This is a genomic window from Bacillus cereus group sp. Bc031 (assembly GCF_027716265.1).
In the GTDB taxonomy this organism is placed as follows: Bacteria; Bacillota; Bacilli; order Bacillales; family Bacillaceae_G; genus Bacillus_A; species Bacillus_A paranthracis.
In genome coordinates, this window is record NZ_JAQFUL010000017.1 from 1 (window position 1) to 22,344 (window position 22,344).

A 22,344-nucleotide genomic window follows, 5' to 3' on the forward strand; every position below is an offset into this window, starting at 1 on the left:
TTCGTCATTTTGAAATTTCTCCGATTCTCATTTTTCTCTCATTATACAAGAAAGACCCTATAGAATAGACTTTTTTTAAGTGTCTATTCTATAGGGTACATTTTACTTTTGGAACTTCTTTTTTATTTCCATATTAATAAAATCTTTTAATATTTAAGTTTTATTTTAAAAGATCGTCCAGTTGAGTTTGCTTCTTATTTGACGATTACTTTACCTTCCATTCCTTTGAGGAGATGGTATCGACATATTAATTCATATGTACCGGCACTGTTAGGTTTCACGGTAATGTTTTTTTCTTTTCCTGACTCGACGACGACATCAATACCGAGTTTTTTGATTGTAAAGGTATGCTCACTCTTACCTTTATTTTTCAACAGTAATGTTGTTGATTCGTTAATTGGAATCGTGATGACGTTTGGATTAAAGTAATCATCGTTTAGCTCAACTTCAATCACTTTCGCTGACGCAATAGGTTGTGCCAAGTTGTTAACTGAGGCAAATACATTGAGGGAATTTAAAGTTGTTATTACCACAAGCATCACAAGAAAACCGATGAATCGAAATAACCATTTGTTTATAGACATTCGCAATTCTCCTTTTGTAAGTATATCTCCTCAATTAACCTGCATCATTATTTTATGAGTTATACCATGTATTTAAAAAGTTTATCTTTCTATGATTGAATCGTTCACTTATAAATTTCACATACCGTAATAAGAATAAAAATTATTTTTTCAAAAAAATGTAGTAATTCCTTTTTGGAGTTTGCTATAATTAGTTCGAATGTGGGCAGTATCAGAGCGAACTGCACTATGATTCGAAGCAATACGAAAAATAATAACTTGGATTCTGCCTTGATCCAATAACGGACTGGGACAGAGGGATGAATAATGCCGACTAACACACAACCCTTCTGCCCTTTTATGGCCAGAGGGGTTTTTTATATGATTTCGGCCATCTCCTCTCTCCTGTATAAAGGAGGAGTAGTTTTTGAAAACAAAAACAGATTTTTTGAAAATGAAAGAGCAAGGTGAGCCGATTACAATGCTAACGGCGTATGATTATCCATCTGCTAAGTTAGCAGAAGAAGCGGAAGTTGATATGATTTTAGTTGGAGATTCCCTTGGGATGGTTGTGCTCGGCTATGATTCAACAGTACCTGTAACAGTAGAGGATATGATTCATCATACGAAAGCTGTACGCCGAGGAGCGAAAGAGACGTTTATTGTAACTGATATGCCATTTATGTCGTATCATGTGTCGCCTCAAGATACGATGGTGAATGCACGCCGCATCGTTCAAGAGAGTGGTGCTCATGCACTGAAGGTAGAAGGTGCAGGAGAAGTGATATCAACTATTCATTACTTGACGAGTGCGGGAATTCCTGTCGTGGCACACTTAGGCTTAACTCCTCAATCTGTAGGAGTGTTAGGTGGCTATAAAGTACAAGGAAAAGATGCTGAAAGTGCAAAAAAATTAATAGAAGATGCGAAGAGATGTGAGGAAGCTGGTGCGATAGCACTTGTATTAGAATGTGTGCCAATGCAGCTAGCAGAATTTATTTCGAAGCAACTAACAATTCCAACGATTGGAATTGGAGCAGGACAAAAAGTGGATGGGCAAGTACTCGTTTATCATGATCTTATCTCATATGGCGTAAATCGTGTTCCGAAATTTGTGAAGCAATATACGTCTGTTCAAGAGGAGATTGTGCGAGGGATTTCACAATACGTAACTGAAGTAAAGACAGGTCAATTTCCGGAAGAAAAACATTCATTCACAATGAAAGAGGAAGAATGTTTAGCATTATACGGAGGAAAACAATAATGAAAATCATAAATACAGTGCAAGAGATGCAGCAAATTACAAACGAACTACGTGCAAGTGGAAAAAGTATTGGTTTTGTCCCAACGATGGGTTATTTACATGAAGGTCATGCGACTTTATTACGTAAGGCAAGAGAAGAAAATGAAATTGTAGTTTTAAGCGTGTTTGTTAATCCGCTACAGTTTGGACCAAATGAAGATTTAGATCGATACCCTCGTGATATTGATAGAGATGAAAATGTAGCAAAAGAAAACGGTGTAGATTATTTATTTTATCCGAGCGTAGAAGAAATGTATCCAGCAGAACAAACGACAACGGTAGAAGTTGTGAAGCGTACCGATGTGTTATGCGGAAAACAAAGACCTGGTCATTTCGCTGGTGTTGCGATTGTACTAATGAAACTATTTAATATTACATTGCCAACACGTGCTTATTTCGGTATGAAAGATGCACAGCAAGTTGCTGTCATTGAAGGATTTGTCGCTGATTTTAATATTCCGGTTACAATCGTACCGGTGGATATTGTAAGGGAAGAAGATGGATTAGCCAAAAGTTCTCGTAACGTGTATTTATCACCAGAAGAGCGTGAAGAGGCTCCTCATTTATACCGCAGTCTATGTATAGCGAAAGAAAGAATTGAGACAGGAGAACGTAATGCAGAAATCATTACAACTCTTGTGAAGGAGTATATTGAGACATATACGAAAGGCACTGTAGATTATGCTGATTTATATGCGTATCCTTCACTACAAGTAGTGGATAAAATTGAAGGACGAATCATTTTAGCAATTGCAGTTAAATTTGACAATGTACGATTAATTGACAATATAACATTAACGGTTAAATAAGGGGGAGCATCTATGTTTCGCACAATGATGAGAGCGAAGCTACATCGCGCAACAGTAACAGAAGCAAATTTAAATTATGTAGGTAGTATTACAATTGATGAAGATTTAATGGATGCAGTAAATATTGTAGAAAACGAAAAAGTCCAAATTGTAAATAATAATAATGGTGCTCGCTTAGAGACATATGTTATTAAAGGAGAACGTGGTAGCGGTGTTGTTTGTTTGAATGGTGCAGCTGCAAGGCTTGTACAGCCAGGAGATAAAGTTATTATTATTTGCTACGTTTTAGTGGCAGAAGAAAATATTCATAAACAAGAGCCGAAAATTGCAGTATTAGACGATGATAATCAAATTATTGAAATGTTAGGTGCTGAAAAAGCGGTTACGATATTATAAGTAAGAAGGCTATCTCTATTATGGAGATAGCCTTTTTTGTGCATCTTTTCATTAAGATGAGATAAAACGTGGTATAGTAACATTATATAATTTTCTGTTTGATAGGTAAGAAATTGAGGTGTTACATATATGAGTAAGCGTTATGTCGTTGTGGATTTAGAGACGACAGGGAACTCCTGGAAGGATGGGAAAGATAAAATTACCCAAATTGCAGCTGTTGTAGTGGAAGATGGAGAGATATTAGAGATTTTTTCATCTTTTATTAATCCGAAGAGAGAGATTCCACCATTTATTACAGAGTTAACAGGGATTGATGAAAGTATGGTTAAGCAAGCCCCGTTATTTGAAGATGTAGCCCCAATGGTTGTTGAGCTATTACAAGGTGCAGCTTTCGTTGCACATAACGTTCACTTTGATTGGAATTTTTTAACGGAAGAATTAAGGCAGGCTGGATATACAGAAATACATTGTCCAAAAGTTGATACAGTTGAGTTGGCGCAAATTCTTTTGCCGACGGCTGATAGTTATAAATTACGTGATTTAGCTAAACAACACGAATTAGAGCATGATCAACCGCATCGTGCGGATAGTGATGCTCTTGCAACAGCGGAATTGTTTTTACAATTTTTAAATGAAATTGAGAAGTTACCCCTTGTCACCTTGCAATCGCTTTATGAATTGAGTGATGTGTTTCAAAGTGATATAGCGGATGTGCTTTCTGAAAATATTTTAAAGAAAATGATGCATGGTAAAAAAGGAGCAGAGGGATATGAAGTGTATCGAAATATTGCCCTTCGAAAACGGAATTATTCTTTAAACTTAAGTGAAACATGTGCATTTAAATTTGATGCTTTCTTGCATAAGATAATTGATAAACTTGAGTCGAATATGCCAAAGTTTGAAAAAAGAGAAAGCCAACAGAGTATGATGAAGGAAATATATACAGCGCTAAGAGATTCTAGGTTTTCACTAATTGAAGCAGGAACAGGAACAGGAAAGACTCTTGCATATTTGCTTCCAAGTATTTATTTTGCAAAGAAAAAAGAAGAACCTGTCATCATAAGTACCCAAACTGTACAACTGCAGCAACAAATACTAGAAAAAGAAATTCCATTATTACAGAAAATAATGCCATTTTCATTTGAAGTAGCTCTTCTGAAAGGAAGAAAGCATTATCTTTGTCTACATAAATTTGAATATGCTTTGCAAGAAGAAGAGAAGAATTATGATATGGCGCTCACGAAGGCAAAAATTTTAGTGTGGTTATTGCAAACGGAAACGGGCGATCGTGATGAATTAAATATTCCTGAGGGCGGAAAGTTACTTTGGAACCGGATTTGTAGTGATGTACATAGTCCGGGTGGGATGCAAAGCAACTGGTTTAGTCGTTGTTTTTATCAACGAGCAAAGAATAGAGCATTATTTGCAGATATCGTTATTACAAATCATGCGTTATTATTTCAAGATTTTTCAAGTGAAGAACCACTGTTTGCTTCATGTGAGCATATTATTTTTGATGAGGCTCATCATATCGAGGAAGCAGCGAGTAGAACATTAGGTGAACAGTTCTCCTGTATGTATTTCCAGCTAGTTTTATCTCGTCTTGGTACGCTAGAAACAGATGATGTACTTTCTAAAGTATATAAAATGATGAAAAAATCAGAGCAAGCCTCCCGTTCTACTTTCCGCATGGTAAGTCATAGTTTGAAGGAATTGAAATTTGATGCGGATGAGCTATTCCAAATGTTACGTGCATTCATCTTTAAACAAACAAAGCAGGAACAAGGGATCAGCAATATGCCACTCATTTATCGATATAACACGGAAGTAGAGAAAGGTAAGTTATGGGATAGTATTACCGAGTTAACAAATCGCTTTGTATATGATGTAAGAAAATTACTCTCTACACTTGAGAAGCAAGTTGATATATTGCAAAGTAAATTAGAATGGGAAATGCATGTTGTTACAGGTGAATTTATGCATTTAATTGAGTTGTTGAGAAAGATGGCGCAATCTTTACAAGTACTCATTTTAGAAAAAAATTCATATGTGACATGGATGGAAACTGAAACGAAGGGAACCATTCATTCAACTGTTTTATATGGGCAACCTGTTCATATTGGTGAAAGATTTGCTGATGAATTTTTAACAGAGAAAAAGAGTGTTATTTTCACATCAGCAACGCTAACAGTAAACGATTCATTTGACTATATAAAAGAAGAGCTAGGCTTACATGATTTTGCTCCAAATACATTACAGGTCCCATCACCATTCCATTTTGAAGAACAGATGAAATTAATGGTTTCAACGGATGTGCCCTTTATTAAGCAAGCAAGTAATGAAGAATATATTGAATCTGTGTCGGCTCATATTGCAAAAATAGCGAAAGCTACAGAAGGTAGAATGCTTGTTTTGTTCACTTCGTATGAAATGTTGAAAGAAGCGTATACGAATTTGAAAAATGATGAGGAATTAGAAGGCTATTTATTATTAACGCAAAGTGTGAATAATAAGAGCAGAAGTCGTCTCATTCGTAAGTTTCAAGAGTTCGATAAATCAATTTTATTAGGAACAAGTAGTTTTTGGGAAGGGATAGATATACCTGGAGATGCCCTTAGTTGTCTTGTTATTGTCCGCCTTCCCTTTACGCCTCCTCATCAACCGATGATGGAAGCAAAAGGAGAGTGGTTAAAAAATCAAGGAGAGGACGTATTCGCTAAGTTAGCACTCCCGCAAGCAATACTGCGTTTCAAACAAGGATTTGGTCGTCTTATTAGAACAAGTACAGATACCGGAACGGTGTTTGTACTAGATCGTCGTTTGACAAGCGCTTCCTATGGAAAACGTTTTTTACAATCAATTCCAACTGTTCCGCTTTATGAAGGCCCTCTAGAAGAATTGTTAGAACAATTAAAGGAACGGCCAATTGAATAAAATTGGAAGGAAAAATACGCCTGAAGTGCGTGTAAACTTCAGGCGTAAAAAATGTGGGTAGGAGGAATTTTATTTTTCTTACTTCTTGTATACAAAATGTATCGGTTTTCGACTTGAAACCTTTTTTTGCTGTACATGTCCTGCTATAATAGATGGGTGATGAAGCAGGGGTTGTAAAGAATGTACTCTTATTGTAACCGCATTGCGTTCTTCTATAATTAGAAATTTTTGTGTAACGGAGGAGTTTTTTCATGGATAAGAAAATCGAAGTCCTATCAACGACGCGTATTAAATATTCGTCTGACTTGTATAAAATCGTTGATAGTTTGAATCGTACGTTAAAAGAGCAGGACCTCATGTTCGGATTAGCATTAGACGAAAAAGATAAAGAAACAGCTGTATTTACGATTTACAGAACGTAGTGATACAATGAAAAAGTGGATCTTTGCAATCGTTATCGTAATCGTTGCTAGCGGAATATATGGGGCGTATGTTTATAATAAAGCAATGGAAAAGAAAATCCCTAAAGAGGAAAAATCTGTAGAAATTGCGAAAGAAAAGGCAAAGCTTACAAAAGTAAAATCTGTTGATTATTATAACGGAAATTCTTCATATACAGTCGTACAAGGTGCAGACGAAAAAGGAGAACAAATTATTGTTTGGGTGCCTAATAAAAAAGGGAATGTCCTTGTGAAGAAAAAGAGTGAAGGTATTTCTGAAAAAGAAGCTTTGCAAAAGTTGGCTGAACAAGCTACAGGAAAAGGCGATGAGCCGAAGCCAAAGCCAAAAGAAATTACAAAAGTAAAATTAGGTGCTCAAAACGATATTCCGTTGTGGGAAATTACATATATTGATCAGGAAGATCGTTATACGTATTATTATTTAGAGTTTCAAAATGGGGATTATGCTGGTCACTACAGCATTGAAAAATAGATGTAGGGGGAACTACAAATGAAATTAGCAAAGCGAGTAGCTGCTTTAACACCATCTGCAACTTTAGAAATTACAGCAAAGGCACAAGCATTAAAAGCAGAAGGTCATGATGTAATTGGATTAGGGGCAGGAGAACCTGACTTTAATACGCCAGAACATATTATGGATGCTGCACATAAAGCGATGTTAGAAGGACATACGAAATATACACCAACAGGTGGGTTACAAGCGTTAAAACAAGAAATTGTGAAGAAGTTTACTCGTGATCAAGGAATTGCGTATGATCCGTCTGAAATTATTGTATGTAACGGCGCAAAGCATGCATTATATACATTATTCCAAGTACTACTTGATGAAGGTGATGAAGTTATCATCCCTACGCCATACTGGGTAAGTTATCCGGAACAAGTAAAGCTTGCTGGTGGTAAGCCAGTTTATGTAGACGGCCTTGAAGATAATGAATACAAAATTACAGCGAAGCAGCTGCGTGAGGCAATTACAGAGAAAACGAAAGCAGTTATTATTAATTCACCGAGCAATCCAACAGGAATGATTTACAGCAAAGAAGAATTACAACAGCTTGGAGAAGTATGTTTAGAACACAATATTTTAATCGTTTCAGATGAAATTTATGAGAAATTAATTTATGGTGGAGCAGAATATACTTCGGTTGCCCAGCTTTCTAATGCATTAAAAGAACAAACACTTATTATTAATGGTGTATCTAAATCTCATTCTATGACAGGATGGCGTATTGGATATGCAGCAGGAAATAAGCAGTTTATTAAAGCGATGACGAACTTAGCGAGTCATAGTACGTCAAACCCTACTTCAATCGCTCAATACGGCGCAATCGCGGCATATGCAGGCTCACAAGAACCTGTAGAAACAATGCGTCAAGCATTTGAAGAGAGATTAAACATTATTTATGATAAATTAATTCAAATCCCTGGCTTTACTTGCATTAAACCACAAGGTGCATTTTACTTATTCCCTAATGTAAAAGAAGCAGTAGCTTTATCAGGATACGAAACTGTTGATGATTGGGCAAAAGCTCTATTAGAAGAGGAAAAAGTAGCTCTTGTACCAGGTACAGGATTTGGTGCTCCAAATAACGTTCGTTTATCATATGCGACATCTCTTGAACAAGTGGAGAAAGCATTAGAACGTATTCACACGTTTATGAAAAGTAAAGTGCAAGCTTAATTGTATATTTTATTAATGTAATACAAAAACCTTCCTACATAATAGGGAGGTTTTTTTGACGAATTGTGGCAAAAAGAAATAGCGAAAGGTGTGTTATACTAGAGAGCGAGGTGTTTGGTGATGAAAAAGAAAATGATGTTACAGTGGTTTGAGCAGGGAAGCATTGCAATTCCAAAATTACTTATGATGCATTATAAAAAATTAGGGTTAAATGAAACAGAATTTATGGTTGTACTTCATGTACATACATTTTTAGAATCGGGCAATTCATTTCCGACTCCGTCAGAGATTTCAGAACGGATGACGATTACCGAAATGAAATGTATGGAAGTAATTCAGGCATTGATTCAAAAAGGTTTTTTATCACTAGAAGGTGGACAAAAATCAGAAGCGATGATGTGTGAAAGTTATTCTTTACAACCGCTATGGGAAAAAATATTGCATTTCTTAATGAATGAATCAATAGAGGAAGAACAAAAAGAAATAAAGCAATTGCAAGTAAATTTATATACAGTATTTGAAAAAGAATTTGGAAGACCACTTTCTCCATTTGAATGTGAAACGTTGGGAATGTGGGAAGATCAAGATCAACATCATCCGAATTTAATTCAAGCGGCCCTCAGGGAAGCTGTAATGAGTGGTAAGCTTAATTTCCGATATATTGATCGTATTTTATTTGAATGGAAAAAGAATGGTATTAAAACAGTAGATCAAGCCCAAAACCAAGGACGGAAATTTAGAGCAAATCAACAACGAACGCAGCAAACGACAAAACAAGAGACGAAATTTACTGGAAAAGTGCCTTTTTATAATTGGTTGGAGCAGTAATGTAGGAGGAAGTATATGTTAAATAAAACGCAAATTCGCTATTGTTTAGACACAATGGCGGATATGTACCCAGAAGCACATTGTGAATTAATTCATGATAATCCATTTGAACTAGTAATCGCGGTAGCATTATCTGCACAATGTACAGATGCACTTGTAAATAAAGTGACGAAAAATTTATTTCAAAAATATAAAACACCAGAAGATTATTTAAGTGTTTCGCTAGAAGAATTACAACAAGATATACGTTCTATTGGTTTGTATAGAAATAAAGCAAAAAACATTCAAAAATTGTGCAGAATGTTATTAGATGATTACAATGGGGAAGTGCCGAAAGATCGAGATGAGCTTACGAAGTTACCAGGTGTAGGTCGGAAAACAGCAAACGTAGTTGTTTCGGTAGCGTTTGGTATTCCGGCAATTGCTGTTGATACGCATGTAGAGAGAGTGAGTAAACGGTTAGCGATTTGTAGATGGAAAGATTCGGTGTTAGAAGTAGAAAAGACATTAATGAAGAAAATTCCGATGGATGAATGGAGCGTTACACATCACCGTATGATTTTCTTTGGACGTTATCACTGTAAAGCGCAGCGACCACAATGTGAAGAGTGCCCTTTACTAGAAGTATGCCGAGAAGGAAAGAAGCGAATGAAGGGGAAATAAAGGATGGAGCGAGTGATAGAAATACCGAGAGAATTTCGATGCTTACCATTTTTTAAAGAAAGTATAAATTCGATTGCGTATTATACAGAACAGTCATTTGAAGAAACAATACAAAAGACTTATTTTATATATGATATGGAAAGACAATATGAGCCGTGGAATGAAATTGAAAACAGTATTCCGGTAATGTTGAATGTATGGAAAAATAAGCATGAGGACATTGCTACTTTATTTCGAAACAGAAAGAAACAAGAAGCTGAAGGTCCGATGATTCTTTTTGCAGCACATTTATTATCAATTGTATATTGGCTAAATGAGCAAGCTGTTCATAGTTTGAATAAAATAGAAGATTTTACGAGTGAATTGGAAGTGCAACCAGTTAATTTTATAGAGCGATATTCGTTCATTATAAAGAAACCGAATAATTATCATTCTTATATTTAGTTAGCGCAGTTGTATATTGAAATAGAAAAACTATATGGAAAGAAAATGATAACAAAAAAGAAGTCCTATTCTCGTTAAGAGAAAGGACTTCTTTTTTTGTATTAAGACTCTGTTGTAACAACATTTCCGTCTGCGTGAGGTGTATCTTCGCCGGTATTTTGTTGTTGTTGCTCTTGTTGTTTCTTAGCTTCTTCTTCAGCTTTCTTTTGAGCCTCTTCTTGCTGTTTACGTTGTTGTTCTTGTTGTTTTTTAGCTTCTTCTTCAGCTTTTTTTCTAGCTTCCTCTTCAGCTTTCTTTTGAGCTTCTTCTTGTTGTTTACGTTGTTGTTCTTGTTGTTTCTGAGCTTCTTCTTCAGCTTTTTTAGTAGCTTCTTCTTGTTTTAATTTGTCTTCATTGGCCTTTTTCTGAGCTTCCTCATCAGCTTTTTTCTTAGCTTCTTCTTCAGCCTTCTTCTTAGCAGCCTCATCTTCAGCTTTCTTCGCGTCTGGAGTTCCTCCAGGCGCAGTGAAGGATGCACCAACGGCAGGGCTTGTTCCAGTACCTTTTTTCGCTACTACAGAGAAGCTGTAAGTAACGCCTGGTTTAATACCACCAAGAGTAGCTGTCGTACCTTTTATTGATAAACTACCACTTGAACCGTCAGTCGCTTTATAGCTTGCGGCATACGCATCAACTTCTGCTGGTCCAGACCAGTTTAGTGTAACTGTGCTAGCGCCATCGAAAGTGACATTAAGACCACTAGGTGCATCTACTTTAATTTGTTTCACTGCATCCTTTTTAGCGCCTTTTACGTACAATTCACCATTTAATTCTTGTACAGAAGAAGGGCGTTCGAAACGAGTTTTATCTGTAGCGAATTTACTCATCATTACTTGGAACATTTGCTGTGCAATTCTAGTATAACGATCACTAATGTAGTTTTCTGGGCCATTTTTTTCGTACCCAGTCCATACTGCCATTGTATATTGCGGTGTATATCCAGCGAACCAGCTATCTCTGTTTGCATCAGCTGGAATACCATATTCTTTTATAACGTCTGCATCAAAGTTTTGTGTTCCTGTTTTACCGGCAACATCAACACCTGAAACGTATGCTGTTGGACCAGTACCGCCAGAACCAGGTTTTACGACGTCACGAAGAACGTCAGTCACCATGTAAGCTGTGTAGTCTTGCATCGCACGTTGTTCTTTCGGTTTAAAACTTTTCTTTTTCCCATCTGGGAAGATAACTTCTTTTACGAAGTGCGGTTTATTGTAGTTCCCACCGTTACCAAAGGCTGCATATGCACCTGCTACTTGTAATGGAGAACTATCGTTACTACCAATTGCTGTTGATTCATATGTTTTGCCGTCTTTAAATGTCATACCTAAACCTTCAGCAAACGCTTGTGACTTAGGAAGACCAACCGCTTGAGCTGTCTTTAAAGCGGGAATGTTTAATGATTTTTTCAAAGCTTCACGTAGTGAAACGTCACCTTTGTAACTATTTGTTGCATTTCGTATTTTTTTACCATCGGAATACGTATATTCTGAGTCATTTAATTGATGGTATGTAGACCATTGTAAATTCTCAATTGCTGGACCGTAGTCGAAAATTGGTTTCATTGTTGAACCAACTTGGCGTTTTAAATCAGTGGCCATATTATGACCTTTGAAAGTAGACTTACTTTCTTTACGCCCAGCTCCAATTGCTCGAACTTCTCCAGATTGTGTATCCATAAATACGAATGATCCTTGGAATTGATCGTTCGGATACTTAATAAGATTGCCATCCATAATTTTATCAGCATAATCTTGCGCATCTTGATCAAGTGTTGTATGAATCGTTAAACCATCTGAACCGATATTTACATCGGGATATTCTTTTTCAACTTCTTTTACAACAGCATCTAAAAATGCTTGATACTTCATCTCCGTTACTTCTGAAGATGGTTGAAGACCTTCAGTTACAGGGATTTTCGTTGCGTTATCCATCTCAGCTTTTGTTATATAACCATGTCGATTCATTAATGATAATACGACGTTTCGACGTTGTGTAGCTCTTTCAACGTTGTCTTTTTTTGTAGGATCATAAATATTAGGACCTTGAGGTAAACCTGCAAGCATTGCAGCTTCATGTAACTGTAAGTCTTTTAAATCTTTGTCATAATATTTTTTTGCTGCTGTTGCAATACCGTACGAACGGTTACCTAAGTTAATCTTATTTAAATACATTTCTAAAATTTCATGTTTAGAGTATTGTTGCTCTAATTTGTAAGATAGGTACCATTCTTGCACTTTTCTCTTTGCAGTTTTGTCCATCGTTAGAAAATAGTTTTTGACTACTTGTTGTGTAATCGTACTACCACCTTGAGATCCGAATCCCCCAGTGACATTTTCCATAACTGCTTTTGTAGTTCGTTTAAAATCAATTCCATTATGATCATAGAAACGTGAATCCTCAGTTGCAAGGAATGCATTTTCAACTACTTTTGGAATTTGATCATACGTAACGTGGGTTCGTTTTTCAGCACCGTATTCATAGAAAAAGTTCCCATTCTTATCAAGAAACTTTGTTGATAAAGGGTTGACAAGTTTTGATTTGTCTAATTTTGGAGCATCCTTCACCATAACAAAGAAAGCGGACACGCCAGCTACAAGACCAACGATACCAAGAAGTAGACAACCTATAAGGAATTTTTTAAAAAAGGAGCCTTTTTTCTTTGGTTTTTTCTCTGTATTTGTTTCTTGCTTTTGATTTTTTACATGATTTCGTTCTGTACGAGAACGATAATTATCTGACATTATACTTTCTCCTACCTTTCATTCTCTCCCCAAAAGTCGAAAAAAGAGCCTTAGTGATGACTCTATCACGAAAAATAAACCGTGTCTAGTACACGGATATAATCAATCCGAGGGTGATAACCGCATGATAATAAGGATCCATGCTCTTCTATTTCTTCTTTCGTAATCGATTTTCTTCCACCTGTATTTTGACGATTCCAAAATGCAATAATATGTTTTGCATCTAATAAATAAAGTTCATCAAAAAGTGTAAATTTAATAATAACAAATGCAATTCCATTATGAGCGATTACTTGCTTCATATGCTCAATTTGATGAAGGTGGAAGTTTTGAAGTGGAAAACTCGTTTTATTTTTTGTTTCTTTCGCTTCAAAATCGATGTATTTCCCTTTATATACACCGTTGTAATCTGTTGTAGAAGGTTGTTTAAAATACGCTTCTTTTACCACTGCAGCACTTCGAGCGGGGTAATCCACTTTTACAATTTGAAGAGGTGTAGGTTTTTTATATACGCATGCAATATTATGGGTTAAGTAATATTCATTCGTTTCATTCAATTCCTCTTCAAGGGACATACCTCTATTACTGTAAGTATGTTTTTTAATTGGTGTTTTATGAGGTTGTGAAGCTTGATTGTACCGTTTTCCATTTGGGTAACGAATGGTCATAGTGTGTCCACTCCCAACTTGCTAAGAATTACTTACAAAGGTGATTATAACAAAAAATGAAAAAAGATGTGACCTTTTTCAAGAAAGGTATGAGGACTTCTTTATGTTTACATGGAATGATTATGAAAAAATCAAGCAATATCGTAAAAAGATGATGGTCTGTACAGAAGAGGAAAAAACAATCGTTTACAACATTAAGAGGGAAATAGAAATAGCTAATATGGACAACATTTCTCGAACAGAGTGTTATCAAGAATATTATGTAAGAAATAGTGAGATTAGGTGGGCTTTTTTAGCAAGTATGGTCTCAAGAAATGCAGGATGGAATATGACTGATTTAGAAGGGAGATATTATGCTACTGTTTTACCTCAAACAGTAAAAAAACATTTGTTTTTAACTTACGAAGAAGCAAATTGGATTATTTTTTTAGATGCATTTCCTCAGCTGTTGTTATACGAAGAAAGTAAGAGGAGGCAGATCCCACTATTCCATTTGTTACAATATTTTAACGTATCCATTTTTATGGAAAAAGAATGGATATATTTTTGGGAGAAAAAAGATATAAATAGACTTATGACAGCGCTTATTATAAATGAACAAAATAAAATTCAAAAACCAGTTATTGAGAATGCATACTTTAAAAAACATGTATTCCATACAGCCCTTTTTAAATTACAAGAAATGCTTCATATTAGTGCCGTTATATTCCCAACCGTTGAAGGGAAGGTGTATGGTTTTTCAGTTTATCAATTTGAAACGTTACAGAAGCGTATAGAACTAGGAAAGAAATTAGCAGCGTTACTGTTCCATCCGAATTACAAAAGTTTATTCCATAGATTTGCATCGCAAACGATACACACAGGATCAAGAACAGATTATGAATGTTATGTAAGTGAAGCTAGAAAATCTTGTACACCAGCTCTTAGAGAAGTTTATCCTGCTGTTGCACATGATGAAATAAGTATGAGAGATTGGTTTTGTAGAGATACGGAAATAAATGAACTATTTTTACGAGAAGAGTATACGGGTGAAGTTGATATAACAGAATGGTATAAAAGAAAGAGGGAGCAAATCTATATTGCTTCCACCGTAAATCGTTTTGTTAAAAGGATGGATGAGTTCGTGATATAATAAAAAAGAAGTCCCGTCTTCATAAATGAAGACGGGACTTCTTAATGTGAAGTAACCCTACTATGCGTGGTAAACATTTAATCTCAAAACGTAATGAATATAAGAGATTAAAGAAGTTTCACTTTATGTAGCAGGGAAGTTTGGACCATCTAATTTTGGATTGCCAGTTTCGGGTTTATTTTGTTTATTTTGTTTTTTCTTTTTTTCGTTTTTGTTCTTTGCCATTTTCATGCACCTCCTTTTTGTATTGTTACCATTTCTATAAATGACATACAAAATGATTTCTTTGACGAATAACAACTAGTTTTGTCATGTGGGCAGGAGTGAAGAATCATTCGGCGAAATTACATGACAAAGGAAAAGCAAAGAAGGAGGCGTTTTGTATATGGCGATGGTTCAGAAGGAAGATGTAATGAAAACAATGGATCAAATGTTAAGTTCTCTCGATTTGCTGGAAATGAATATAGGGATTAGAATGAATCATGCATTAAAGGATAAGAGTGAAAAAATATGCAACAAGATAGAAATAACAGAAATGCATATTGAGCATATGGAAAATAAATTAGTGCATCACGAAGAAAAAGGGAATTGGGTGAAGGCATTTCAAAACGTCGTAGTGAGTGCATAATAAGGTGGGAATAAAATGAAGTATGAGGCATTAATACAGTCTTCGGAAAAACTTATGCAACATAATAATGAAGCAAATGTGAAAAAAAGAGAAATGATTGAATACGATTTTTATAAGGATATGAAACCGTTTGTAGATATGGTAGATGAGGAATTAAAAGTGTGGAAAGAATTAGCTTATGAATGGATTAAGGAAGAAAAACCGAAGTATATACATGTACAGCAAATTGATCAAGTGTACGATAATTTACAAACAAATGTGTTGCAATGCTTTGTAAATAAAGGTAAAGGTAAGCGATTCTTTGAAACGCATCAAGCCATTTCGTATACTTTGCAAAATATAATTGAGCAATGTAAGTAACAAGAGGGAAAACCCTCTTGTTTTTTATGCTTCTGTCACTGTTGTAGGTTTTGTTGCCCCGTTTATTTCTAGTTCTTTTATTACTGTTCGGTAATCTGAAATACATATTTTCCCTTCGAGATACCAATGTCTCGCAAAGTCTAACAATTCATTTACATTCTCTGTGTAATACCCCTTTTTTTGAGAAAACGCTTGTTTTAAATCCCCTAATACCATGTTGATTCCTCCCCCATGAGAATCTTCTTCTTTTTTATCATAGCATGGAAGGGTTTTCTTTTATAATTTTTTAAAAATTTAAACTTCCGACAAAAATAGACAGATACTCCGTCACACAAATTATTTTACAAGTACATATTATATATGTAGAAACTTATGTGAAGGAGGAGAGAATGCATGTTTCAACAATCTAACGTATATCAGCAATCTAATCCATATGCACAGCAAAATATGTACCAATATAATAAGGATACATATTTACGTTATAATATGTATCCTTTCGAGCCTCATTATGGAAATCAAAATTATTACCAGCCATTTGAAGTATCGTTTATGAATCAACCGCAGCAACCGTATATGAATCAACAACCGCAACCTTATATAAATTCACAATACTATATGCCACCACCATCTCCCTATGGCAATCAACAAGCGATGTTTTATCCACCAAAACAACCGTATCCGACACAAAATAAACAAAAGCAACAGCAGCAACCAAGTCAATTTTCTAGTTTTGTTTCCCAATTTAAAAATTCAGATGGTAACTATGATGTAAATAAAATGATGAATACAGCTGGACAAATGATGAATGCGATGAATCAAGTGACAGGTATTGTAAAGCAAGTGGGAGGCTTTTTTGGTAAGTAATGTCGAAGGTTTGTCTATAAAAAGCATTGGATAGAAAATCAAAGACTAGACAAATTTCCTTAGAATAAATGGGTATATATAACAAGCGGCTTACCCTCTTTTCTCATACTGTAAAGTGTAATCAGATTTTTTTATGAGAGAGGAGAGAAAAACTATGCATCATTGTCATCCTTGCTTTGGAGGGCATAAGCCTACAGGACCTATTTGTACAACTGCTCCTGTCATTCATCCGACGAAACAATGCGTAACACATTCTTTTTCAACAACGGTGGTGCCACACATTTTCCCGACGCATACAACACATGTACATCATCAACAAATTAAAAACCAAAACTTCTTCCCGCAAACAAATTCAAATGTAAATGTTGTGGACCCAATCGATCCAGGATTCGGCGGATGTGGACCATGTGGCCATGGTCATCATCACCACCACCACGGTCATCAAATATCCCCATTCGGACCAGGACCGAATGTATCGCCGTTTGGACCAGGACCAAATGTATCACCATTTTTACCAAACAATGTATCACCAGTAGGTCCGAATATTGGACCAAACGTTGGTGGAATATTTAAAAAGTAAATGATATGTTAGAACTAGCGAAATGCTAGTTCTTTTTTTGTAATTGGAGTGTTGATATGAAAGTTATTGCAGTAACAGGCTATAAGCCATTTGAACTTGGAATATTTAAAAATGATCATCCAGGAGTAGAATGTATAAAAAAGGCGCTGCGTCGTAAATTAACTGCTTTTGTAGAAGATGGGTTAGAGTGGGTTATAATAAGTGGCCAGTTAGGTGTAGAATTATGGGCTGCTGAAGTTGTTTTTGAAATACAAGTAGAATATCCAGATTTAAAATTAGCGGTATTTACTCCATTTTTAGAACAAGAAGAAGGTTGGAAGGAAGATAACCGTGAATATTACGAATTTATTCTCTCTCAAGCAGACCATGTTGATAGTATCACAAAACGAAAGTACGAAAGCCCAGAGCAATTTAAATTAAAAAATCAATTTTTTATTGAAAAAAGTGATGCACTTTTAGCTGTATATGATGAAGAAAAACCAGGGAGTCCTAAATATATTGTAGAAGCGGCAAAGAAAAAAGGAGAAATAGAAAATTATCACAGTTATTTCATTCTTTTTTCCGATTTACAAGATATAATAGAAGAGGAACAGTGGAATAATGCTGAGTAATATGTAATATAGTACTCGTATATATGATTGACAAAAAGCATTGTTTCTGAAAAAATTTAGTTAATGAAAGTTTTGGCAAAAATTTGAGGTGAAGAAAATGATTTCGGATAAAATTAAATTAACGGCAAAAGATATTTTAGAAAAAGAATTTAAAACAGGTATGAGAGGTTATCAACAAGAAGAAGTAGACAAGTTTCTTGATATGATCATTAAAGATTACGAAGCTTTTCACAAGGAATTTGAGCAATTAAAGCAACAAAATGCTCGTTTAAAGCGTGAACTAGAAGAACAAAAGCTAGCAGCAACGCAAGTTCCACAACAACCAGTTGTACAAACACCAGTTGCACAACCAGTATATAACAACACGAATACGGACATTTTAAAACGTCTATCGAATTTAGAAAAAGCTGTATTTGGAAGTAAGTTATACGAATAATTTCTGGTGATAAAAAGGTTACAGCATTTTACATAGAAAAAAACATTGCAAAATCTTTTTGTTTCCACTATACTAATGGATGTCATAACGTTTGGGTAATCGCTGCAACGCCAACGTTGTAGAGGAAAGTCCATGCTCGCACGGCCTGAGATGGCTGTAGTGTTCGTGCCTAGCCAATTCATAAGCTAGGGTATTCTGGCTGTAAGGCTGGTTTAACGGCAGGGAAAAAACCTAAGTCCTTTCGGATATGGTTTGACTACCTTTAAAGTGCCACAGTGACGAAGTCCTTGAAGAAATGATAGGAGTGGAACGAGGTAAACCCCACGAGCGAGAAACCCAAATAATGGTAGGGGAATCTTTTCCAAGGAAATGAACGATGGGAAAGGACAGGTTTTATAACCTGTAGATAGATGATTGCCACCGGAGTACGAGGCGTGGGCCGTTTGCAGTACAAAGGAACAGAACATGGCTTACAGAACGTTATGAACCAACTATGAAATAACTCAGCTCTCCTTTGTTAGAGGAGGGCTTTTTATTTGTATGAAGTTATAAATGATGAGTTAAAATGGTTAATGAGAAAATTCTTCGTAAAATGTAATAATTAATAGGATAAATGGCTATTAATTATTGTTTGAATATACATAAGAGGTGAATGCAAATGGGAAAAGTTACTTTAATCGCAACAGCGGCAATGGGTATTGAAGCTTTAGTTGCCCGAGAAGTTCGTGATCTAGGTTATGAATGCCAAGTAGAAAACAGCAAAGTAACATTTGAAGCAGATGAAAAGGCGATTTGTCGCACGAATTTATGGTTACGTACTGCGGACCGTGTGAAAATTAAAGTTGGCGAATTTAAAGCGACAACATTTGATGAGCTGTTTGAGAAAACGAAAGCATTAAACTGGGGAGATTATATTCCAGAAAACGGTGAGTTCCCTGTTATCGGTAAATCTTTAAAATCTGAGTTATTCAGTGTTTCGGATTGCCAACGTATCGTTAAAAAGGCTGTCGTTGAAAAATTAAAAACAACATATAAACGTACAACTTGGTTTGAAGAAGATGGCCCGTTATTCCGTATTGAGATTGCAATGTTAAAAGATATCGCAACATTAACAATCGATGCGAGCGGTGTTGGACTTCATAAACGTGGATATCGTGTGGATCAAGGGGAAGCTCCTTTAAAAGAAACATTAGCTGCGTCTTTAATTAAATTAACAAACTGGAAGCCAGATCGTCCATTCGTGGATCCTTTCTGCGGATCAGGTACAATTCCGATTGAAGCAGCATTAATTGGGCAAAATATTGCACCAGGATTTAACCGTGGTTTTGCATCGGATGAATGGGGCTGGGTTGGTAAACAAAACTGGCGTGAAGCTCGTCAAGAAGCTGAAGATTTAGCGAACTATGATCAACCATTGCAAATCATTGGATCAGATATCGATCATCGTATGATTCGAGTTGCTCAAGATAATGCAGAAGAAGTAGGTTTAGGCGATTTAATTACATTTAAACAAATGCAAGTAAAAGATTTCACAACAAAAGAGGATTATGGCTATGTTGTAACGAATCCTCCATACGGAGAACGTTTAAGTGAAAAAGCACTTGTTGAACAACTGTATAAAGAAATGGGACAAGTATTCCGTCCATTAGACACATGGTCGGCGTATGTATTAACAAGTTACGAAGCGTTTGAGAAGTGCTACGGAAAAGATGCATCGAAGAAACGTAAACTGTTTAACGGATTTATCCGTACAGATTACTACCAATACTTCGGAAAACGTCCACCTCGTAATTCATAGTATAAAACTCCTCCAGCGCGCATATACTGGCTATTATGTAATGCGTAAAGGAGGAACTGATATGGATAGTTTCCAATTATCAATGATTCAAAAAGCTATTCACCGTACGTATGATGAGCTCGGAAAAGAAGTGGATAGCCAAGGTGCGATTGTAGATGAAATACAAAAAGCACAAGAAGAATATTTGTCAGCTCTTTCACATGAAACAGCGATTGATAAACGGTATTTAAAGTCATTAATATAGAAGAAAATTTTCCTTTTTCGAAAGGAAAATTTTTTTTCGTGTATTTCTATGTTTTACAACAGGGGAAAGTGGCTGCACATATATGAGTAGCAGTTGCTATATCTTTTATAGAAAAACTTTTTGGTTGGAGGCTAAGGATGTTTACTGAGAAGAGATTACCATTTGAAGTAGGGAAACAAGACAATTTTTATGATAAGTTGAATGAGTGGATTGGAGATGTGTTTTACGACATCCTTCCGGAAAAAGGCTTTGAAGAGCGTGATGAACAAATTTTTATGGCGTTTCAATTAGAGCGTGCTTTTCAAGAAAAGAAAGTTATGTTCGCAGAAGCTGGTGTAGGAACCGGGAAAACAATTGTATATCTTCTATATGCAATTTGTTATGCACGTTATACTGGAAAGCCAGCGATTATCGCTTGTGCAGATGAAACGTTAATTGAGCAGCTTGTGAAAGAAGAAGGGGACATTGCTAAATTATCTGAGGCATTAGGCTTATCGGTAGATGTAAGACTTGCGAAATCAATGGATAATTATTTATGTTTACGTAAACTTGAAGATGTTATGAGTGGACGAGCTCCAGAAGTAATTGAAGATGTATACTACGAATTACCGCAGTTTGTATTTGACCATGGTACGATGCAAAACTTTACTCACTATGGTGATCGAAAAGAATTTCCGCTTTTAAATGACGAGGAATGGTCAAAAGTAAATTGGGATTATTTCCAAGATTGCTTCACTTGTGATTCTCGTCATCGTTGTGGGCAAACTCTATCACGTGAACATTATCGTAAAGCAGCAGATTTAATTATTTGCTCTCAAGATTTCTATATGGATCATATTTGGACGTATGATGCTCGTAAGCGTGAAGGACAAATTCCGTTATTACCAGAAAGTAGTTGTGTTGTATTTGATGAAGGACATCTTGTAGAATATGCAGCTCAAAAAGCTTTAACATATCGTTTAAAGCAAACGATGATGGAGCAACTTTTAACGAGATTATTACAAAATGATATTCGCGAGGAGTTTGCGCATTTAGTAGAAGAAACAATTTGGCAAACAGAGCGATTCTTTGATGTGTTACAAGAGAATAAAAAAGAAATTGCTGGTTCTGATCGTTTAGAAATTACTGTGACAGAAAAAGTAACAGCTGAAGCGAAGCGACTTTATGCGAAAATTGGTGAAGTCGGTGATGCATTAGTATTTGAAAGTGAAATGCATACAGTAAACACGTATGATTTAAATATCGTTGATGAACATTTAGATGTATTAGAGCATTCACTTCGTCTGTTTATGCACGAGAAAAATGTAATTACATGGGGTGAAGAAGGTGATGGAGCTTTCACGTTAGTAATTATGCCGCGTGCAGTTGAAGAAGTATTACAAGAGAAAGTATTCTCGAAGAAAATCCCGTATATTTTCTCTTCTGCTACATTATCTAACAACGATTCATTCGCATTTACAGCAAATAGCTTAGGGGTAAAAGATTACTTATCATTCTCAGTTGCCTCCCCGTTTGATTACGAAGAGCAAATGGCAGTAAACTTACTATCTCATACGAAAGAAAATGAATGGGAAAGAAAGTGTCAATATACACTTGAAAATATACAAAAAACAAATGGACGTACACTTGTATTATTCCGTACAACGCAAGAACTTGCAGCGTTTAAAGAATATGTAAGTAAAGAACAAATGTCAGTTCCGTTCCTATATGAAGGGGACCAAGAAATTAGTCAGCTTGTTTCTCGTTTCCAAAATGAAGAAGAGACTGTACTTTGTGCCGTTCATTTATGGGAAGGTTTAGATATTCCTGGTTCATCATTATCACATGTTATTATTTGGTCATTACCATTCCCTCCAAACGATCCTGTGTTTGAAGCGAAGCGTAAGCACGTAAATGATCCATTCTGGGATGTAGATGTACCATATATGATTTTACGTCTTCGTCAAGGGATTGGCCGTTTAATTCGTACGAGCGAAGATAAAGGTGCTATATCAATCTTCTTATCTGATACAGAAGATGAGAAAGTGGTAGAAGCAGTGAAAAACGTACTACCAGTAGAAGGTAAAGAATTATAAGGAGAAAGCTTGGCGCTTGCCAAGCTTTTTTTCTATTATAAAAGGAATTTAGATTTTCATGTCGAATTAAGTTTGAGGTAGAAAAA

At 35.7% G+C, this 22,344-nt stretch carries 24 protein-coding genes, 1 other RNA gene and 1 pseudogene; 21 read left to right on the top strand and 5 right to left on the bottom strand.

All coding sequences use genetic code 11. The features are described 5' to 3' along the window. Positions 1-194 precede the first annotated feature (194 nt). Entirely contained in the window at positions 195-584 is a 390-nt protein-coding gene (locus PDQ33_RS09235; RefSeq protein WP_000026412.1) for a cupredoxin domain-containing protein, read from the bottom strand. A 406-nt stretch (positions 585-990) separates the two neighbouring features. On the opposite strand from PDQ33_RS09235, the gene panB reads away from it, so the two are divergent. The 10 genes and pseudogenes from panB (at position 991) to PDQ33_RS09285 (ending at position 10,157) form a co-directional block, all read left to right on the top strand. Next, positions 991-1,827 carry a 3-methyl-2-oxobutanoate hydroxymethyltransferase gene (gene panB, locus PDQ33_RS09240; RefSeq protein WP_000853114.1) on the top strand — a complete coding sequence of 279 codons (837 nt, stop codon included), beginning with the start codon at positions 991-993 and terminating at the stop codon, positions 1,825-1,827. Beyond that, a complete protein-coding gene (gene panC, locus PDQ33_RS09245; protein ID WP_000691778.1) occupies positions 1,827-2,675 on the top strand; it encodes a pantoate--beta-alanine ligase in 849 nt (282 codons plus the stop codon). The genes panB and panC overlap by 1 nt, the downstream gene beginning before the upstream one ends. A 12-nt stretch (positions 2,676-2,687) precedes the next feature. Beyond that, positions 2,688-3,071: an aspartate 1-decarboxylase gene (gene panD / locus PDQ33_RS09250; RefSeq protein ID WP_270755431.1), complete on the top strand. Its 384-nt coding sequence runs from the start codon at positions 2,688-2,690 to the stop codon at positions 3,069-3,071. A gap of 129 nt (positions 3,072-3,200) precedes the next feature. Beyond that, a complete protein-coding gene (gene dinG, locus PDQ33_RS09255; protein WP_250669724.1) occupies positions 3,201-6,005 on the top strand; it encodes an ATP-dependent DNA helicase DinG in 2,805 nt (934 codons plus the stop codon). A 251-nt stretch (positions 6,006-6,256) separates the two neighbouring features. Continuing rightward, entirely contained in the window at positions 6,257-6,427 is a 171-nt protein-coding gene (locus PDQ33_RS09260; protein WP_000358352.1) for a YpmA family protein, read from the top strand. Positions 6,428-6,434: 7 nt separating this feature from the next. Beyond that, positions 6,435-6,938, top strand: a complete 504-nt coding sequence (locus PDQ33_RS09265) for a cell wall elongation regulator TseB-like domain-containing protein (protein ID WP_074543005.1) — start codon at positions 6,435-6,437, stop codon at positions 6,936-6,938. Between the two features lie 18 nt (positions 6,939-6,956). Next, positions 6,957-8,144, top strand: coding sequence for an aspartate transaminase AspB (aspB, locus tag PDQ33_RS09270; protein WP_270755426.1), 1,188 nt, complete (start codon positions 6,957-6,959; stop codon positions 8,142-8,144). A 120-nt stretch (positions 8,145-8,264) separates the two neighbouring features. Continuing rightward, positions 8,265-8,972, top strand: coding sequence for a DNA replication protein DnaD (gene dnaD / locus PDQ33_RS09275; protein ID WP_000728540.1), 708 nt, complete (start codon positions 8,265-8,267; stop codon positions 8,970-8,972). 15 nt (positions 8,973-8,987) lie between these two features. Beyond that, positions 8,988-9,635 (top strand): endonuclease III, encoded by a 648-nt coding sequence (gene nth / locus PDQ33_RS09280; protein WP_000933025.1) that lies wholly within the window; start codon positions 8,988-8,990, stop codon positions 9,633-9,635. 3 nt (positions 9,636-9,638) lie between these two features. Further along, positions 9,639-10,157 (top strand): annotated as a pseudogene (locus PDQ33_RS09285) (YpoC family protein). Between the two features lie 23 nt (positions 10,158-10,180). Here the strand turns inward: PDQ33_RS09285 and PDQ33_RS09290 are convergent. Continuing rightward, complete coding sequence (locus tag PDQ33_RS09290; protein ID WP_250669728.1) at positions 10,181-12,862, bottom strand: PBP1A family penicillin-binding protein; 2,682 nt, start codon at positions 12,860-12,862, stop codon at positions 10,181-10,183. Positions 12,863-12,927: 65 nt separating this feature from the next. Then, positions 12,928-13,530 (bottom strand): Holliday junction resolvase RecU, encoded by a 603-nt coding sequence (gene recU / locus PDQ33_RS09295; protein WP_250669729.1) that lies wholly within the window; start codon positions 13,528-13,530, stop codon positions 12,928-12,930. Between the two features lie 103 nt (positions 13,531-13,633). On the opposite strand from recU, the gene PDQ33_RS09300 reads away from it, so the two are divergent. After that, on the top strand, positions 13,634-14,662 hold the full coding sequence (locus tag PDQ33_RS09300) for a DUF2515 domain-containing protein (protein ID WP_000495633.1): 1,029 nt from the start codon (positions 13,634-13,636) through the stop codon (positions 14,660-14,662). Positions 14,663-14,785: 123 nt separating this feature from the next. On the opposite strand, the gene PDQ33_RS09305 is transcribed toward PDQ33_RS09300, so the two are convergent. Then, positions 14,786-14,962, bottom strand: coding sequence for a hypothetical protein (locus PDQ33_RS09305; protein ID WP_001982922.1), 177 nt, complete (start codon positions 14,960-14,962; stop codon positions 14,786-14,788). Positions 14,963-15,047: 85 nt separating this feature from the next. On the opposite strand from PDQ33_RS09305, the gene PDQ33_RS09310 reads away from it, so the two are divergent. Beyond that, positions 15,048-15,290, top strand: a complete 243-nt coding sequence (locus PDQ33_RS09310) for a hypothetical protein (protein ID WP_001252039.1) — start codon at positions 15,048-15,050, stop codon at positions 15,288-15,290. Between the two features lie 15 nt (positions 15,291-15,305). Beyond that, positions 15,306-15,650: a YppE family protein gene (locus tag PDQ33_RS09315; protein WP_000872959.1), complete on the top strand. Its 345-nt coding sequence runs from the start codon at positions 15,306-15,308 to the stop codon at positions 15,648-15,650. Between the two features lie 24 nt (positions 15,651-15,674). On the opposite strand, the gene PDQ33_RS09320 is transcribed toward PDQ33_RS09315, so the two are convergent. Continuing rightward, positions 15,675-15,866: a YppF family protein gene (locus tag PDQ33_RS09320; RefSeq protein ID WP_000242664.1), complete on the bottom strand. Its 192-nt coding sequence runs from the start codon at positions 15,864-15,866 to the stop codon at positions 15,675-15,677. 177 nt (positions 15,867-16,043) lie between these two features. On the opposite strand from PDQ33_RS09320, the gene PDQ33_RS09325 reads away from it, so the two are divergent. The 8 genes from PDQ33_RS09325 (at position 16,044) to PDQ33_RS09360 (ending at position 22,258) form a co-directional block, all read left to right on the top strand. Further along, entirely contained in the window at positions 16,044-16,514 is a 471-nt protein-coding gene (locus PDQ33_RS09325) for a YppG family protein (RefSeq protein WP_000487700.1), read from the top strand. A gap of 154 nt (positions 16,515-16,668) precedes the next feature. Continuing rightward, positions 16,669-17,094, top strand: coding sequence for a CotD family spore coat protein (locus tag PDQ33_RS09330; RefSeq protein WP_000546265.1), 426 nt, complete (start codon positions 16,669-16,671; stop codon positions 17,092-17,094). A 56-nt stretch (positions 17,095-17,150) separates the two neighbouring features. After that, the gene (locus PDQ33_RS09335; protein WP_000862921.1) at positions 17,151-17,705 is read left to right on the top strand and encodes a DUF1273 domain-containing protein; all 555 of its coding nucleotides are present in this window, start codon (positions 17,151-17,153) and stop codon (positions 17,703-17,705) included. 97 nt (positions 17,706-17,802) lie between these two features. Then, positions 17,803-18,141 (top strand): cell division regulator GpsB, encoded by a 339-nt coding sequence (gene gpsB, locus PDQ33_RS09340; protein ID WP_000622430.1) that lies wholly within the window; start codon positions 17,803-17,805, stop codon positions 18,139-18,141. An 87-nt stretch (positions 18,142-18,228) separates the two neighbouring features. After that, positions 18,229-18,619: RNase P RNA component class B (rnpB, locus tag PDQ33_RS09345), an RNA gene on the top strand. Between the two features lie 180 nt (positions 18,620-18,799). Continuing rightward, positions 18,800-19,939 (top strand): THUMP domain-containing class I SAM-dependent RNA methyltransferase, encoded by a 1,140-nt coding sequence (locus PDQ33_RS09350; RefSeq protein WP_000521234.1) that lies wholly within the window; start codon positions 18,800-18,802, stop codon positions 19,937-19,939. A gap of 61 nt (positions 19,940-20,000) precedes the next feature. Further along, positions 20,001-20,183: a DUF3921 domain-containing protein gene (locus PDQ33_RS09355; RefSeq protein ID WP_000376895.1), complete on the top strand. Its 183-nt coding sequence runs from the start codon at positions 20,001-20,003 to the stop codon at positions 20,181-20,183. Between the two features lie 137 nt (positions 20,184-20,320). After that, the gene (locus PDQ33_RS09360; RefSeq protein WP_000493701.1) at positions 20,321-22,258 is read left to right on the top strand and encodes an ATP-dependent DNA helicase; all 1,938 of its coding nucleotides are present in this window, start codon (positions 20,321-20,323) and stop codon (positions 22,256-22,258) included. Positions 22,259-22,344 lie beyond the last annotated feature (86 nt).